This window comes from Roseivivax halodurans JCM 10272 (genome assembly GCF_000521785.1).
Lineage (GTDB): Bacteria > Pseudomonadota > Alphaproteobacteria > Rhodobacterales > Rhodobacteraceae > Roseivivax > Roseivivax halodurans.
This window is the reverse complement of record NZ_JALZ01000010.1, coordinates 129,287-144,013: the sequence shown is the minus strand read 5'-3', so window position 1 is coordinate 144,013 and position 14,727 is coordinate 129,287. Positions and strand designations below refer to the sequence as shown.

Below are 14,727 nucleotides of genomic sequence, written 5' to 3'. Positions count from 1 at the left end.
CGCTCAAAAACCCCGCTCAGCACACGCAAACCACAGGCGCGGGCGCGGCAGCGAGAAGGCGCATCAACGGAAAGCTGCCACAGGCCCCCAAGCCGGGACGGTCCGTGGCGCTTCAGTCCTGCCACGATCGCCTCACCTTCGCTTCCGGGGTCGACCGAGATGCGTCGATTCCTATGAGATCTCGCGCCACGGGCGCATCTCCGCCGGAAGTGACGGACAACCGTTGCTCACGCATGATCATCGGGGAGATGCCTGCGCACGGTCACGGTCGCACCTACTCAACAAGACACTCAATAATCTGCCTGGTCCGAAGATGCGGTGGATCAGGACCATGCATTGGCTCTTGCGTCGATTTCCGCATTCCCGCGCGCCCGAATGAGCCCGGCCCGGCGATCCGCTTCGCTTTACGCAAGGTGAATGATCGCTATTTGCATGGTGGGATGGTCAGGATCGCAGTTCTGCCACGGACGAAATGAAAGGGAGACATCATGCAAGCAGGCATCTGGATCATCCTGATCGCGTATTTCGCGCTCATGCTCGGAATAGGGTATTACGCGTACCGGAAATCGACCTCCGATTCCGAGCAATACCTGCTCGGCGGCCGCAATCTCCCGCCGGCTGTCGCCGCGCTTTCCGCTGGCGCGTCGGACATGAGCGGCTGGCTCCTGCTCGGCCTGCCCGGAGCGCTCTACGCGTCGGGCCTCGTCGAAGCCTGGATCGGCATCGGCCTCTTCCTCGGCGCATTGGTCAACTGGGTCGTCGTGGCCCCGCGCCTGCGCGAGCAGACCGAGCGCTACGACAATTCCCTGACCATTCCGTCCTTCCTTGCCAACAGGTTTCCCACCCAAGCGACCGCGCTGCGGATCGTGTCGGCCGTGATCATCGTGATCTTCTTCGCGGTCTACACCGCCTCGGGCCTCGTCGCCGGCGGGAAGCTCTTCCAGAGCGCATTCGACGGCGGCTACCTCACGGGCGTCTGGGTCACCCTGGGCGTCGTGCTCACCTATACCGTGGTCGGCGGGTTTCTCGCCGTGAGCCTCACCGACTTCGTCCAGGGCTGCATCATGATGCTCGCCCTGATCGTGATACCGATCGTCGTCCTCTTCGCCGGGGATGGCGGCGGCTTCGACCAGGCGTCGAACACGCTCGCGGAGGTCGATCCCTCGTTCCTCTCGCTCACCGAGGGGCTGACCTTCATCGGATTTCTCTCTGCGGTCACCTGGGGTCTCGGCTATTTCGGCCAGCCGCACATCATTGTCCGCTTCATGGCGATCAAAAGCGTCGCCGCCGTCGCCACCGCCCGCAACATCGCCATGGTCTGGATGGGCATCTCGCTGATCGGCGCCGTGGGCGTCGGCATCTTCGGGCGCGCCTATGCCGAGCGCAATGGGGTGAGCGTCGAGGATTCGGAGACGATCTTCATCCTTCTCGCCGACATGCTGTTCATTCCGCTGGTGACCGGCTTCCTCTTCGCCGCGCTGCTCGCCGCGATCATGTCCACCGTCTCGAGCCAGCTGCTCGTCTCGTCCTCGTCGCTCGCCGAGGATTTCTACCGCCTCTTCCTGCGCAAGGATGCCGGCGAGGGCGAGATCGTCACGGTGGGGCGCGTTGCGGTGGTCGCCGTCGGCATCGTGGCTGCCTTCATCGCGGCCGATCCCGAAAGCCAGGTCCTCGGCCTAGTCGCCAACGCCTGGGCGGGCTTCGGCGCGGCCTTCGGCCCGCTCGTCATCCTGTCCCTGACATGGCGCCGGATGACGGGCGCTGGGGCGGTCGCGGGTCTCGTTGTCGGCGCAGCCACCGTGATCCTCTGGATCTCGCTCGGCTGGAACGGCGAATTCCTGGGCGGGCCAGGGATCTACGAGATCATCCCCGGCTTCATCGCAGCCTTCATCGCGATCATCGCGGTGAGCCTCATGGGGCAGGAGCAGAACGAGTTCCGCGAGGTCCCCGCCGAGTGACGGAGCTTTAACCATGAACGCGGCCGGGAAATCCCTTCCGGTCGCGTGCACTGATTGAGGCAGCCTTCACTTGTCTTAAAACCATCCGACGGACGGCCTTACGACCCTCCACAGTGGAATTCGGCACGTCATCCCGATCGGGATGCCGCCCGCTTCCCGTAGCGCCCACGGCGCCACGGTGGCGCGTGGTTACCGGGCCTCTCTACTGGCGAGGCCCATGTATTGAACGGTCTGGACCGGGAGGGGACCGAAGGTGGGATCGCCGCGTCGGGTGATGCCGCGGGGGCCGAGGCCCGTGAAGGGACCGGGCTCGAGGCCCGCCCGCTCCAGTTCCGCGCGAAGCTCGTCCGGACGGATGAACATCTCGGGATCGTGGGTCCCCTTCGGCAGGATGCCGATCACGTCCTCGGCCATGGTGATCGCGCCGAACCGGGCGATCCAGTTGCGGTTGATCGTGTCGAAGAGAAACAGGCCGCCCTGGCGCAGGATGCGTGCGGTCTCAGAAAGGACCCGGGCCCGGTCGCGGACATGTTCGAGCACGTCGACGCAGACCACGGCGTCGAAGCTCGCGTCGGCATAGGGCATGTCCTCGCCCGCACCGACCTCGTAGGTGATCTCCAGATCCTCCTGCGCGGCATGGCTGCGTGCGGCGTCGATTGCCGCCGTGGCGGGGTCGAGGCCCGTGACGATCGCACCGCGCCTGGCCAATGGCTCGGCCATGAAGCCGCCCGCGCAGCCAAGATCGAGAACGCGCTTGCCCTGCCAGTCGATGTGCCGGTCGAAGAAGGCAAGACGGCCCGGGACGAGGTTCTTGAGCGTGCGGACCCAGCGGATTTCGTCGGACCACCATTTCGCGGCGACGTCGTCGTAGATCTTCAAGTCGTTGCGGGCGGACTTTGCCATGGGCGTCGGGCTCCGGGGAGATGGCTGCGCGGACGTGTGGGTCGTCCGACGGAAGCTATGCCACAGCCGCGCCGCTTCCAGCAGGGAGGGCGCGACGGCAATCGGCGGTGCGAGCCGCGACGGCTTTACCGTGTCGCCGCCATTCCCTATATGAACGCTAAGGTAATCGACGGAGAGGACCGGTTCATGACCGAGGCCAGCCCAAAGCTCGAAGGCGCGCCGCTGATCGCGCCGTCTTCCACAGACCACCCGCTCTACGATCAGGTGGTGGAGGCGTGCCGCGGCGTCTACGACCCGGAGATCCCGGTGAACATCTACGATCTCGGGCTCGTCTACACGATCGACATCTCGGCCGAGAACGAGGTGCACATCACCATGACGCTGACCGCACCGGGGTGCCCGGTCGCGGGCGAGATGCCGGGCTGGATCGCCGATGCGATCGAGCCCATCGGCGGGGTCAAGCGGGTGGACGTGGACCTCACCTGGGAGCCGCCCTGGGGCATGGACATGATGTCGGACGAGGCGCGGCTCGAGCTCGGCTTCATGTAAGCGGCCCGTGAGGGACGTCTGACGCAAACACGGATGGAACCCGCGCGGCGCGTGCGGGTTCGCAACACATGCGTCGCCTGCGATCCGTCCTAGCCTGCCTTGTCGCCCTCATCCTGCTCGCGTCGCCGATGTCGGCGCAGGAAAACGCAGGCACGACCTCTTGGTACGAGGTCCGGGAGCTCAATCCCGGTCTCGGTGACACACCGGACGGAATAGACCGGACGACGCCCCGGTCGGCGATCGAAAGCTTTCTCTACCTCGGCCGACACGAGAAATGGCAGGCCGCTGCGCATCTTCTCGATCTGGCCGGCTGGCCTGAAGACGAGCAGGCCGAGGTCGGCCCCGATCTCGCAGAACAGCTCTTCACGGTCATCGACCGCAAGATCGTTGTGAACTGGTACCAGCTTCTCGACCGGCCCGACGCGCTCGATGCGCGCGCCGCGTCGGAAAGCGCAATGGCGGGCGAGCCGCGGCGCTCGATCCTGCTGGCGCTTGTGGAACTCGACAGCCGCCCCGTGAGCCTGCGGCTGAACCGTCTTCAGGAGGAGGGCAGCGATCCGGTCTGGGTGTTCTCGCGCCAGACCGTCGACAACGTGCCCGCCCTCTTCTCGCTCTACGGACCCTCGCGGCTCGAGGAGCTTATGCCGGATCTCCTGCGCGAGCGGGCGTTCTGGGGCCTGAGGTGGTGGGAGGTGATCGGCCTGCCGCTGGTAATCACGCTCTCGCTGATGCTCGGGCGGCTGACCTACAACCTGATGTCCCGGGGGCTCGGCCGCGACCGGCGCGACTTCGGCAGCGACTCGCTGATGGTCGCGCTGCGCCCGCCCGCTGTCCTAACGGTGGTGGCGACGACGCTGACGCTGGTCACGCAGAACCTCTTTCTCTTTTCCGGGCGGATCGACACGCTGCTGACGCCGGTGATCGCGATCTTCTTCGTGATGGCGACGATCTGGGCAATCATCAACGTGGCCGACGCGCTGATGGACCGGCTGGTGACTTTCGACGGCGACGCGCTGATGGATACCGGCGAGGGTCAGGAAAAGAAGCGTGCGATGGCCACCAAGGTCGCCGCGGTGCGCCGGGCGATGATCGTCGTTGTCACGATCGCCGGGGCGGGCATCGTGCTGCGCGAGGCCAACGTCATGCAGACGCTCGGCTTCTCGCTGCTGGCGTCGGCGGGCGCCTTCACCATCGTGCTGGCCTTCGCGGCGCGCAACATGCTCTCGAACATCATGGCGAGCCTGCAGATCGCCCTGAACCAGTCGGCGCGGATCGGCGACAAGATCGTCTTTCAAGGGCATCTCTGTTCGGTCGAGCGCATCCACTTCACCTACGTCCAGCTGCGCGAATGGACCGGCAAGCGCATCGTCGTGCCGGTGATCGACTTCGTCGAGGAGCCGTTCGAGAACTGGACGATGCGCGATCCCGCGCAGATCGGCGAGGTACGGCTCAAGCTGGCCCATACCGCACGGGTCGAGGAACTGCGCGCGCGGTTCTACGAGGTGCTCGACGAGCTCGACAATGAGGACGAGAAGGCGCTCGCGGATGACCGGGGCGTCTACATCGCCGGGCACGACGCGTTCGGGATGGAGGTCCTGTTCCTCGTCCCCTGCCCCGATCCCAACGCCGCCTGGGCGCGCATCTGCGAGGTGCGCGAGCGCATGCTGAACGAGGTCGCGAAGGTGGATACCGAGGCACGGCCGATGTTTCCCAATATCTCGCCGATGGAGGCCTGACAGGGTCGCCTTTTTCCTGCGCCCGGCTTGCCCTTGCGGTGGTCTGTGTCACTACTCGGCGGCGGAGGGACGCACGTGACGCTCGACACAATGGCAATTCTGACCGGCGACATCGTCGGGTCGCGCAAGATCGGCACCGACGGCACGGCCGCCGTATTCGCTGCCCTGGGCGAGGCGTTCTCGGGTGTCGAGGGGTGGTCCGGGGGGCCGGCGCGGCTGACCCGGTCCCGCGGCGACGGTTGGCAGGCGGCGGTGCCCGACGGCGCGCGGGCGCTGCGGGTCGCTCTCTGCATCAGAGCCTATCTGCGAGCGCGGGATCTGCCGGAGACGCGCATCGGGATCGGCCTTGGCGGGGTGAAGTCCCTGGGATCGGCCGACCTGTCGGACGGCGACGGGCCGGCATTCTATGCGGCCGCGGACATGCTCGAGAGGATGGGCCGGTCGCGTCGGCTCGTCCTCTCCCCGCAGGCGGTGCCGCCGCTTGCTCCGGCGCTGGTCGCGCTTTGCGATACGCTCGCAGGCGGCTGGACGCGCTTGCAGGGCGAGGTGGTTTGGCCGCTTCTGCAGCCCTCCGCGATCTCTCAGACGAGTCTTGCGGCGACGCTCGGCGTCACGCAGCAGAGCATCGCGGACAGGCTCGACGCGGCAGGTTTCGCGGCAATGACGGAGGCGCTGGAGGCGTTTGAAGACGCTTTGGGCGGATCGCCGTGATGGGGTCGGCATCGGCCCCCTCTATAAACAGGCTCAAAAGCCTGTATTTTACATTACAGGCCAATGAGCCTGTTAACAAATCAGGCACCGGAACCTGTACCGGGCATTACAGGCTCGGAAGCCTGTCCCTCCGCGCAAAAGGCGGAGAGCGACCGTGAGCGACATGGCCGCGACCTTCGCCGCGCTGCTTCTGGCGCATGTCCTTGCGGATTTTGTGCTCCAGACCGCCGCGATGGTGCGCGGGAAGGACGCCCTGCGGGTGCAGCTCGCCCATGCGGCGACGGTCCTCGGCGCGACGTTCCTGATCGTGCAGGGACCGAGCGCCGAGGCGTTCCTCGTGCCACTCGCGATCGCGGCGGTCCATGCCGGCATCGACCGGATCAAGCGGCAGTTCGGCGACACTCTCGCGCCCTTCCTCGTCGATCAGGCGGCGCATGTGGCGAGCCTCGCCGCGGCCTCGGCGCTCTTTCCGCAACTCTGGGCCGACAGCGTCTGGGCCGCGATCGGACCCGAGGCGCTGCCCGCGATCATGGTGCATCTCGCGCTCGGCCTCGCCGCGGTGCGGGGAGGACGGTTCGCCGTCGAGAAGCTCCTCTCGGCCCTTCCTCACCCGCCGCGGCAGACCGGAGCCGCGCTGACCGTGCGGCCTGCGCCCCAGCCCGGACTGCCGGATGCCGGGGCCCGGATCGGCGAGCTCGAACGGCTTGTCGCCTACGGGCTCGTGGTCACCGGCCAGCTTTCGGGCGTGGCCTTCCTCCTTGCCGCAAAATCCGTCCTGCGCTTCGAATCGACGCGCGGCGACCGGGCCGCGGCGGAAACCATCATCCTGGGCACGCTCGCCTCGGTCGGCTGGGCACTCGCCGCCGCCGCGGCGGCGATCTGGCTCACATCACAGGGAGACATGCCATGACCGAACGCGAGAAGATGATCGCCGGAGAGCTCTACGATCCCGGCGACACCGAGCTGGTGGCGGACCGCAAGCGGGTGCAGGCGCTCTTGCGGGACTACAACACCACCATCTTCGGGGATCTGGGACGGACGGAGCTGCTGTCCTCGGTGCTGGCCGGGATCGGCGAGGGCACCGAGGTGCGCGCGCCGGTGCACATGGATTACGGCTTCAACGTCACGCTCGGCGCCCGCGTCTTTCTCAATCACGGCTGCATCCTGCTCGATGTCTGCGCGATCGCCATCGGCGACGACACGCAGGTGGGGCCCTATTGCCAGATCCTCGCCGCGGACCATCCGCGGGACCGCGCCACGCGCGACAAGGGCCTCGAGAACGGCAGGCCGGTGACCATCGGCAGGTCCGTCTGGATTGGCGGCGGCGCCATCATCCTGCCCGGGGTCACGGTGGGCGACGGGGCCAATATCGGCGCGGGCGCTGTGGTGACGAAGGACGTCGCCGAAGGCGCGACGGTCGTGGGCAATCCGGCGCGCCCCCTTGTTCGAGGCGGCATCACCGACTAATTTTGTCGGACAGGCAAAGGAGACGCCCCCATGTTCGGCATACCCGGCCAGGCCCCCGTGACCATGACCGACGCGGCGGTCCGGCAGATCTCGAAACTCATGACCAGCGACGGCCGCTACGGCCTCAAGATCGGGGTCAAGAAGGGCGGCTGCGCGGGCATGGAATACACCATGGACTACGTGGACGCCGCGGATGGCCACGACGAGGTCGTGGAGCAGGACGGCGCGCGGGTGCTGATCGCCCCGATGGCGCAGATGTTCCTCTTCGGCACCGAGATCGATTACGAGACCTCGCTGCTGGAATCGGGGTTCAAGTTCCGCAACCCCAACGTGGTCGATGCCTGCGGATGCGGAGAATCGATCAAGTTCAAGGACGTGGACGCTCTGTCGTCCGAGCGTGAGGGCAGCGCGGGCTGACAGCGCCGCCCTTGACCCTGCCGCGCGCCTCCCGATGATGGCGCGGAATCTCACATCATCGGGAGGCCTCATGGCTCGCAAGCTCGCCGCCGGAAACTGGAAGATGAACGGCCTTGAGGCCGCACTTTCGGAACTCGATACCATCGCTGCCGCGATCGGCGCGGACGACATGCCCGAGGTGGCGATCTGCCCGCCCTTTACGCTGGTGGCGGCGGCCGCCGAGCGCGCCAAGGGCAACCTCGCCATCGGCGGACAGGATTGCCATGCGGAGGCCGCGGGCGCGCATACGGGCGACGTCTCGGCCGAGATGCTGAAGGACGCGGGCGCGACCTACGTGATCCTCGGCCATTCCGAGCGCCGGCAAGATCACGGCGAGACCGACGCCGACGTCGCCGCCAAGGTGCAGGCCGCGTGGGACGCGGAGTTGAGCGTGATCCTCTGCTGCGGCGAGAGCCTCGCGCAGCGCGAGGCGGACGAGACGCTGGACGTGGTGCGCCGGCAGCTCGACGGGTCGATCCCCGAAGGCGCGACGGCCGAGAACCTCGTCGTCGCCTACGAGCCGATCTGGGCGATCGGAACGGGGCGCGTGGCGGAGCCGCCGCAGATCGCCGAGGTGCACGACGCCATGCGCGCCGCGCTGCGCGAGCGCTTCGGCGACGAGACCGGCAAGGCCATTCGCCTGCTCTACGGCGGCAGCGTGAAGGCCGGGAACGCGGCCGAGATCTTCGCGACGTCCAATGTCGATGGCGCGCTCGTCGGCGGCGCGAGCCTCAAGGCCGGGGATTTCCTGCCCATCGTCGAGGCGCTCGGCGCAGCCTGACCACGGCTCGGCACTCCTGTCAGAGCGGCAAGGCGGTCGTGGACTTGATCTCCTCCATCGACAGGAGCGCGGTAACGTTGTGCACCTTCACCTCCGAAATCAGCGCCTGGTAGAAGGCGTCGTAGGCGCGCGCGTTCCGGACCCGGACCTTGAGGATGTAGTCGATGTCGCCGGCGAGTCGGTGCGCCTCCTGCACCTCGGGGCGGGCCTTGAGCGCGGCGAGGAAGCGGCGCTGCCAGGCGGCCTCGTGCTCTGAGGTGCGGATCAGCACGAAGAAGCACGCCTCGAAGCCGAGCGCGTCGGCGTCGAGCCGCACGGTCTGCGGCCCGATCACGCCGGCCTCGCGCAGCTTGCGGATGCGGTTCCACACCGGTGTCTTGGAAGAGCCGACCGCCTTGGCGATCTCGTCAAGCGAGCGGCTGGCATCCTCCTGCAGCTCGATCAGGATTTTCCGGTCGGTGTCGTCGATGCGGACCATGTGTTCCCCACTTCTGCGGTTTGCAGGACCGCGCGTCCTGCCCCGCCTCCCGTTTAGAACGAACGTCCTTGTTTCGCCAGAGGACTGGAAGGAAACCGGGACAAAATTCTATATCAGAGAGAACCCAAGGCGCGACCCGGAGGCGTGAGACATGCAGCACTTCCCGATCTTCGTAGCACTCGCCGGCCGCCGCGTCGTCCTGTCCGGCGGCGGCGAGGCGGCGCTGGCCAAGCTGCGGCTCCTGATGAAGACCGAGGCGCACCTGACGGTGTTCGCCCCTGCCCCGGCGCCCGAGATCGAGGGCTGGGACGCCGAGGGGCGCCTGCGCCTCGTGCGCCGCGGGATGGAGCCCGGGGATGCGACCTGCGCCGCGCTCTTCTACGCCGCCGACGAGGATGCGGCCGAGGATGCCCGCACCGCCGCCATCGCGCGGGCGGACGGCGCGATGATCAACATCGTCGACAACCTCGAGGACAGCCAGTTCATCACGCCTGCGATCGTCGACCGCGACCCGGTGACGGTGGCGATCGGCACCGAGGGCGCGGCGCCCGTGCTCGCCCGCGCGATCAAGGCCGAACTCGAAGCGCGGCTGCCGAGCCGGCTCGGGATGCTCGCGCGCGTTGGCAAGGGCTTCCGCAAGATGGCCGAGGCGCTGCCCTTCGGCCGCAAGCGCCGCGACTTCTGGGCGGATTACTACTTCGACGCGGGCCCCCGCGCGGTGGACGGCGTCGAGGACGGCGATGCGCGCGACAGCGCGGCGCGGGCGCTCGACGATCTGCTCGCGCGGCACCTCTCCGAGGAGCAGGCGCCGGGTCACGTGTCCTTCGTGGGTGCCGGTCCGGGCGATCCCGAGCTTCTGACGCTCAAGGCGCGCAAGCTGCTCGACGCCGCGGACGTGGTGATCCACGACCGGCTCATCAGCCCCGAGATCCTCGAACTCGCCCGCCGCGAGGCACTGATGATCTCGGCCGGCAAGGAGGGGTTCGGGCCCTCCGTATCGCAGTCCGACATCAACGATCTGATCGTGCGGCACGTGAGCGAGGGCGCGCAGGTGGTGCGGCTGAAATCGGGCGATCCGACGGTGTTCGGCCGGCTCGACGAGGAAGTCGCGGCCGTCACCGCCGAGGGCCTTTCGTATTCCGTCGTGCCCGGAATCACTGCCGCGTCCGCGGCCGTCGCCACGATCGGGCAGAGCCTGACCAAGCGCGAGCGCAACGCCTCGGTGCGGCTGCTGACCGGCCATGACATGAAGGGTTTCGCCGATCACGACTGGAAGGCGCTGGCCAAGACCGGCGAGGTCGCGGCGATCTACATGGGCAAGAAGGCCTCGCGGTTCATCCAAGGTAGGCTGATGATGCACGGCGCGGATCCCGCGACACCGGTCACCGTGGTCGAGAACGCCTCGCGCGCCGACCAGCGCGTGATCGGGACGTCGCTGTCGGCCCTTCCCGCCGATCTCGCCGAGGCGGACCTCTCCGGCCCGGCGCTCGTCCTCTACGGCCTCGCCCCCCGGGCGGCCGAGGAGACGGTCACACTCATGTCCCAGCAGGAGGCTCTCTGATGCCCCGCAAGTTCACTCCCAAGGTCATCACCGGCAACGCCCTGCTCGAGGGCGACGTGGTGTACCTCGCCGCCGACGACAGCTGGACACGCGAGCTTTCGCAAGCCGAGCTCATCACCGACGAGGCCGACGCTCAGGTGCGCCTGATCGACGCGCAGGCCCGCGTGGGTGAAGTGACCGGCGTCTACCTCGCCGACATGGCGGAGGGCGAGACCGGCCCCGAGCCCACCCATTTCCGCGAGGACTTCCGCCGCACCGGACCCTCGAACTATTTCCTCGGCAAGCAGGCGAGCTGAGCCCCCGGCCGGCCCAAGGAGACCAACATGTATCGCTACGACGACTTCGACGCCGCTTTCGTGGCCGAGCGGAACCGGCAGTTCCGCGCCCAGGTCGAGCGCCGCATCGACGGCAGCCTGACCGAGGAAGAGTTCAAGCCGCTGCGCCTGATGAACGGGCTCTACCTGCAGCTGCACGCCTACATGCTGCGGGTCGCGATCCCCTACGGCACGCTGCGCTCTGCGCAGATGACGCAGCTCGCCTACATCGCGGACAAGTGGGACAAGGGCTACGGCCACTTCACCACGCGGCAGAACATCCAGTACAACTGGCCGAAGCTGCGCGACATTCCCGACATGCTCGACGCGCTCGCCGAGGTCGAGATGCACGCGATCCAGACCTCCGGTAATACGATCCGGAACGTCACCGCGGACCATTTTGCAGGCGCAGCCGAGGACGAGGTCGCCGACCCGCGGCCCGTTGCGGAGCTGATCCGGCAATGGTCGACCGACCATCCCGAGTTCCAGTTCATGCCGCGCAAGTTCAAGATCGCGGTCACCGGCAGCCCGAACGACCGGGCGGTGACGGCCGCGCACGACATCGGCATCCGCATCGTGGAGCGGGACGGCGAGATCGGCTACCAGGTGCTGGTGGGCGGCGGGCTCGGCCGGACTCCGATGATCGGCAAGGTCATTTCCGATTTCGTGTCGGGCGACGATCTCCTGCCCTATCTCGAGGCGATCGTGTCGGTCTGGAACGTGCTCGGCCGCCGGGACAACAAGTTCAAGAGCCGCATCAAGATCACCGTGCACGAGCACGGCATCGACGCGATCCGCGATCTCGTGGAGGAGCGCTTTGCCGAGGTGAAGCCGCTCTTCTCGGGTGTCGATCAGGAGATGCTGGCGGCGATCACCGCGCAGTTCGCGGCGCCGGAGTTCCGGCAGGCCCCGACGGACGCCTATGACGCGGCCTACGAGAGCGACCCGACCTTCCGCGCCTGGGCGGACACCAACCTCTTTGCGCACCGGGCGGACGGCTATGCGATCGCGCAGATCAGCCTCAAGGCGCATGGCGAGACGCCGGGCGACGCGACATCCGAGCAGATGCGCGTGATGGCGGACCTCGCCGAGCGCTTCGGCCACGACGAGCTGCGCATCAGCCACGAGCAGAACGTGGTGCTGCCGCACGTGCACAAGTCGGACCTGCCGGAGGTGCACAAGATCCTCAAGGCGCACCGGCTCGCGACGGCGAATATCGGTCTCGTGTCTGACATCATCGCCTGCCCGGGCATGGATTATTGCGCGCTGGCGACGGCCCGGTCGATCCCGATCGCGCAGCAGATCGCGACGCGGTTCGACGAGCTGAAGATCGAGCACGAGATCGGCGATCTGAAGATCAAGATCTCGGGCTGCATCAACGCCTGCGGTCACCACCATGTCGGCCATATCGGCATCCTCGGCCTCGACCGGGCGGGGGTGGAGAATTACCAGGTGACGCTCGGCGGCGATCACACCGAGACCGCGAGCCTCGGCGAGCGGACGGGCCCCGGCTTTTCCGCGGACGAGATCGTGGGTGCGGTGGAGACCATCGTCGAGACCTACATGAGCGAGCGCGAGAGCGCGGAGGAGACCTTCATCCAGACCTACCGCCGGGTCGGCATGGCGCCGTTCAAGGCGGCGCTCTATCCGGAGAAAGCCAAAGCAGACGCCGAGGCACGGGCAAATGCGGCATGAGCGCGTAGAGAGCCAGACGCAGCCGGTGCGGGATCTCGCACCGCTGCGCGAGCGGGTGGCGCGCCTCAACGCGCGCTATCGCCACCACGGTGCGACGGACGTGCTGCGCGGCGCCCTGAGCGATCCCGAGGCGGGCGACATCGCGATGGTGTCGAGCTTCGGCGCCGAGTCGGTGGCGCTTCTGCACCTCGTGGCCATCGCCGACCGGACGACGCCGGTGCTCTTCATCGACACGCGGCTCCTCTTCCCCGAGACGCTGGTCTACCAGCAGGAGGTGGCGGAGCGGCTCGGCCTCAAGGACGTGCGCGTGCTCAGGACGGACGATGAGCTGATGAAGGAGCGCGATCCGTACGGCGCGCTGCGCTTCTCGGACACCGATGCCTGCTGCGCTCTGAGGAAGACGGTGCCGCTCGAGCGGGCGCTGCAGGGTTTCGACGGCTGGATCACCGGGCGCAAGCGCTACCAGTCGACGGGCCGCGCGACGCTCGACTTCTTCGAGCTCGAGGAGGAAACCGGCCGGATCAAGGTCAATCCGCTGGCCCATTGGCAGCCCGAGGACGTGCGCGCCTACATGGACGAGAACCGCCTGCCCAGGCATCCGCTGGTCTCCCAAGGCTACCCCAGCATCGGCTGCTGGCCCTGCACGTCGAAGGTGGCCGATGGCGAAGATCCGCGCGCCGGGCGCTGGCGGGGCGAGGACAAGGACGAATGCGGCATCCACTTCGTGAACGGCCGCGCCGCGAGACAAGGAGAGACGACATGAGCGTGATCGTCACCGACGAGGGTTTCGGACAGGACGACTGGAACGGGACATATGCGTCGCTCGAGGACGGAGGCGCCCCCGGCATCGACCTGCCGAGCGACACCGACCCTGCGGCGCTCGCCGCGCTGCCCGAGGGGACCAGCATGGTGCGGATCGCGTTTCCGTCCTCGGCGGACGGGCGCGGCTTCACGCTGGCGCGGCTCCTGCGGATGCGCGGCTATCGCGGACGGCTGCGCGCGCAGGGCCACTTGATCGCGGACCAGTACGCGATGGCGCGGCGATGCGGCTTCGACGAGGTCGAGATCGACGATGCGCTGGCCGAGCGGCAGCCAGAGGACCAGTGGCTCTTCCGGGCGAACTGGCAGGCGCACGATTATCAGGCGCGCGTGCGCGGCTGAGCGCCGCGCCGACCTTCCCGACATTTGCAAGACACCCCGGACGCGGCCTATAGGTCGCGAGACAGGATACGTGATGACAGAGCAGAGCCGAGTGACCGAGACAGCCGCAAAACCGGTAAAGCAGCCGACCCTCCCCGACGCGCAGACGGTGACGCAGGTCACCCACTGGACCGACAGGCTGTTTTCCTTCCGCTGCACGCGGCCCGCGAGCCTGCGCTTCCGTTCGGGCGAGTTCGTGATGATCGGCCTGATGGGCGAGCTGGACGAGAAGACCGGCAAGCAGAAGCCTCTCTTGCGCGCCTACTCCATCGCCTCGCCGTCCTGGGACGAGGAACTCGAGTTCTACTCGATCAAGGTGCAGGACGGCCCGCTCACCTCGCGGCTCCAGCACATCAAGGAAGGCGACGAGATCATCCTGCGGCCGAAGCCCGTGGGCACGCTCGTCCATGACGCGCTGCTGCCCGGCAAGCGGCTGTGGCTCTTCGCGACAGGGACCGGCATCGCGCCCTTCGCGTCGCTCCTGCGCGATCCGCAGACCTTCGAGGATTACGACGAGATCATCCTCACCCATACCTGCCGCGAAGTGGGAGAGCTGACCTACGGTGCGGAGCTGATCAAGTCGATCCCGGAGGACGAGCTGCTCGTGGAGCTTCTGGGCGCCGAGAACCTCAAGAAGCTGCGCTACTACCCGACGACGACGCGCGAGGAGAGCCCGGTCATGGGCCGGATCACCGATCTCATGCGCTCGGGCAAGGTGTTCGAGGATCTCGGCGTGCCGCAGCTCTCGCCCGAGACCGACCGCGCGATGGTCTGCGGCAACCTCGCCTTCAATCTCGAGATCAAGGAGCTGCTCGAGGGCTACGGGCTCGAGGAAGGCGCGAATTCCGACCCCAAGCATTACGTGGTCGAGAAGGCGTTCCTCGACTGAGATCGCCCGACGGTACCGACGCGAGAGGC

Annotated in this window: 16 protein-coding genes; 14 read left to right on the top strand and 2 right to left on the bottom strand. The window is 67.4% G+C overall.

Going from position 1 to position 14,727, the window contains the following annotated elements; all coding sequences use genetic code 11:
- Positions 1-488: 488 nt before the first annotated feature.
- Positions 489-1,958, top strand: a complete 1,470-nt coding sequence (gene putP / locus OCH239_RS11550) for a sodium/proline symporter PutP (RefSeq protein ID WP_037262621.1) — start codon at positions 489-491, stop codon at positions 1,956-1,958.
- 189 nt (positions 1,959-2,147) lie between these two features.
- Here putP and ubiG read toward each other — a convergent pair whose 3' ends face one another.
- Positions 2,148-2,861, bottom strand: coding sequence for a bifunctional 2-polyprenyl-6-hydroxyphenol methylase/3-demethylubiquinol 3-O-methyltransferase UbiG (gene ubiG / locus OCH239_RS11545; RefSeq protein ID WP_037262619.1), 714 nt, complete (start codon positions 2,859-2,861; stop codon positions 2,148-2,150).
- A 186-nt stretch (positions 2,862-3,047) separates the two neighbouring features.
- Between ubiG and OCH239_RS11540 the strand changes: the two genes are divergently transcribed.
- The 7 genes from OCH239_RS11540 to tpiA all read left to right on the top strand — a co-directional run bounded on the left by OCH239_RS11540 (position 3,048) and on the right by tpiA (position 8,561).
- Complete coding sequence (locus OCH239_RS11540) at positions 3,048-3,410, top strand: SUF system Fe-S cluster assembly protein (protein ID WP_037262617.1); 363 nt, start codon at positions 3,048-3,050, stop codon at positions 3,408-3,410.
- A gap of 68 nt (positions 3,411-3,478) precedes the next feature.
- A complete protein-coding gene (locus OCH239_RS11535) occupies positions 3,479-5,146 on the top strand; it encodes a mechanosensitive ion channel family protein (protein WP_051489427.1) in 1,668 nt (555 codons plus the stop codon).
- A 75-nt stretch (positions 5,147-5,221) separates the two neighbouring features.
- Positions 5,222-5,857 (top strand): hypothetical protein, encoded by a 636-nt coding sequence (locus tag OCH239_RS11530; RefSeq protein ID WP_037262616.1) that lies wholly within the window; start codon positions 5,222-5,224, stop codon positions 5,855-5,857.
- A 163-nt stretch (positions 5,858-6,020) separates the two neighbouring features.
- Positions 6,021-6,767: a DUF3307 domain-containing protein gene (locus tag OCH239_RS11525; protein ID WP_244430345.1), complete on the top strand. Its 747-nt coding sequence runs from the start codon at positions 6,021-6,023 to the stop codon at positions 6,765-6,767.
- Entirely contained in the window at positions 6,764-7,324 is a 561-nt protein-coding gene (locus OCH239_RS11520; RefSeq protein ID WP_037262602.1) for a sugar O-acetyltransferase, read from the top strand. Before OCH239_RS11525 ends, OCH239_RS11520 begins: the two co-directional genes overlap by 4 nt.
- A 30-nt stretch (positions 7,325-7,354) precedes the next feature.
- Entirely contained in the window at positions 7,355-7,741 is a 387-nt protein-coding gene (locus tag OCH239_RS11515) for a HesB/IscA family protein (RefSeq protein ID WP_037262600.1), read from the top strand.
- A gap of 70 nt (positions 7,742-7,811) precedes the next feature.
- The gene (gene tpiA, locus OCH239_RS11510) at positions 7,812-8,561 is read left to right on the top strand and encodes a triose-phosphate isomerase (protein WP_037262598.1); all 750 of its coding nucleotides are present in this window, start codon (positions 7,812-7,814) and stop codon (positions 8,559-8,561) included.
- Positions 8,562-8,580: 19 nt separating this feature from the next.
- On the opposite strand, the gene OCH239_RS11505 is transcribed toward tpiA, so the two are convergent.
- Entirely contained in the window at positions 8,581-9,039 is a 459-nt protein-coding gene (locus OCH239_RS11505; protein WP_037262596.1) for an Lrp/AsnC family transcriptional regulator, read from the bottom strand.
- Between the two features lie 151 nt (positions 9,040-9,190).
- Between OCH239_RS11505 and cysG the strand changes: the two genes are divergently transcribed.
- The 6 genes from cysG (at position 9,191) to OCH239_RS11475 (ending at position 14,698) form a co-directional block, all read left to right on the top strand.
- Positions 9,191-10,600 carry a siroheme synthase CysG gene (cysG, locus tag OCH239_RS11500; RefSeq protein WP_037262594.1) on the top strand — a complete coding sequence of 470 codons (1,410 nt, stop codon included), beginning with the start codon at positions 9,191-9,193 and terminating at the stop codon, positions 10,598-10,600.
- Entirely contained in the window at positions 10,600-10,896 is a 297-nt protein-coding gene (locus OCH239_RS11495) for a DUF2849 domain-containing protein (RefSeq protein ID WP_037262592.1), read from the top strand. Before cysG ends, OCH239_RS11495 begins: the two co-directional genes overlap by 1 nt.
- A 27-nt stretch (positions 10,897-10,923) precedes the next feature.
- Positions 10,924-12,609 carry a nitrite/sulfite reductase gene (locus OCH239_RS11490; protein ID WP_037262589.1) on the top strand — a complete coding sequence of 562 codons (1,686 nt, stop codon included), beginning with the start codon at positions 10,924-10,926 and terminating at the stop codon, positions 12,607-12,609.
- Positions 12,599-13,372, top strand: coding sequence for a phosphoadenylyl-sulfate reductase (locus tag OCH239_RS11485; protein ID WP_051489425.1), 774 nt, complete (start codon positions 12,599-12,601; stop codon positions 13,370-13,372). The genes OCH239_RS11490 and OCH239_RS11485 overlap by 11 nt, the downstream gene beginning before the upstream one ends.
- A complete protein-coding gene (locus tag OCH239_RS11480; protein WP_037262586.1) occupies positions 13,369-13,770 on the top strand; it encodes a DUF934 domain-containing protein in 402 nt (133 codons plus the stop codon). The genes OCH239_RS11485 and OCH239_RS11480 overlap by 4 nt, the downstream gene beginning before the upstream one ends.
- 73 nt (positions 13,771-13,843) lie before the next feature.
- Entirely contained in the window at positions 13,844-14,698 is an 855-nt protein-coding gene (locus tag OCH239_RS11475; RefSeq protein WP_037262583.1) for a ferredoxin--NADP reductase, read from the top strand.
- The last annotated feature ends 29 nt before the right edge of the window (positions 14,699-14,727 follow it).

What these genes read in the sequence shown, in the direction of transcription:
- putP (WP_037262621.1), top strand. Translation starts at nt 489, where the DNA reads ATGCAAGCAGGCATCTGGATCATCCTGATCGCGTATTTCGCGCTCATG.
- ubiG (WP_037262619.1), bottom strand. Translation starts at nt 2,861, where the DNA reads ATGGCAAAGTCCGCCCGCAACGACTTGAAGATCTACGACGACGTCGCC.
- OCH239_RS11540 (WP_037262617.1), top strand. Translation starts at nt 3,048, where the DNA reads ATGACCGAGGCCAGCCCAAAGCTCGAAGGCGCGCCGCTGATCGCGCCG.
- OCH239_RS11535 (WP_051489427.1), top strand. Translation starts at nt 3,479, where the DNA reads ATGCGTCGCCTGCGATCCGTCCTAGCCTGCCTTGTCGCCCTCATCCTG.
- OCH239_RS11525 (WP_244430345.1), top strand. Translation starts at nt 6,021, where the DNA reads ATGGCCGCGACCTTCGCCGCGCTGCTTCTGGCGCATGTCCTTGCGGAT.
- OCH239_RS11520 (WP_037262602.1), top strand. Translation starts at nt 6,764, where the DNA reads ATGACCGAACGCGAGAAGATGATCGCCGGAGAGCTCTACGATCCCGGC.
- OCH239_RS11515 (WP_037262600.1), top strand. Translation starts at nt 7,355, where the DNA reads ATGTTCGGCATACCCGGCCAGGCCCCCGTGACCATGACCGACGCGGCG.
- tpiA (WP_037262598.1), top strand. Translation starts at nt 7,812, where the DNA reads ATGGCTCGCAAGCTCGCCGCCGGAAACTGGAAGATGAACGGCCTTGAG.
- OCH239_RS11505 (WP_037262596.1), bottom strand. Translation starts at nt 9,039, where the DNA reads ATGGTCCGCATCGACGACACCGACCGGAAAATCCTGATCGAGCTGCAG.
- cysG (WP_037262594.1), top strand. Translation starts at nt 9,191, where the DNA reads ATGCAGCACTTCCCGATCTTCGTAGCACTCGCCGGCCGCCGCGTCGTC.
- OCH239_RS11495 (WP_037262592.1), top strand. Translation starts at nt 10,600, where the DNA reads ATGCCCCGCAAGTTCACTCCCAAGGTCATCACCGGCAACGCCCTGCTC.
- OCH239_RS11490 (WP_037262589.1), top strand. Translation starts at nt 10,924, where the DNA reads ATGTATCGCTACGACGACTTCGACGCCGCTTTCGTGGCCGAGCGGAAC.
- OCH239_RS11485 (WP_051489425.1), top strand. Translation starts at nt 12,599, where the DNA reads ATGCGGCATGAGCGCGTAGAGAGCCAGACGCAGCCGGTGCGGGATCTC.
- OCH239_RS11480 (WP_037262586.1), top strand. Translation starts at nt 13,369, where the DNA reads ATGAGCGTGATCGTCACCGACGAGGGTTTCGGACAGGACGACTGGAAC.
- OCH239_RS11475 (WP_037262583.1), top strand. Translation starts at nt 13,844, where the DNA reads ATGACAGAGCAGAGCCGAGTGACCGAGACAGCCGCAAAACCGGTAAAG.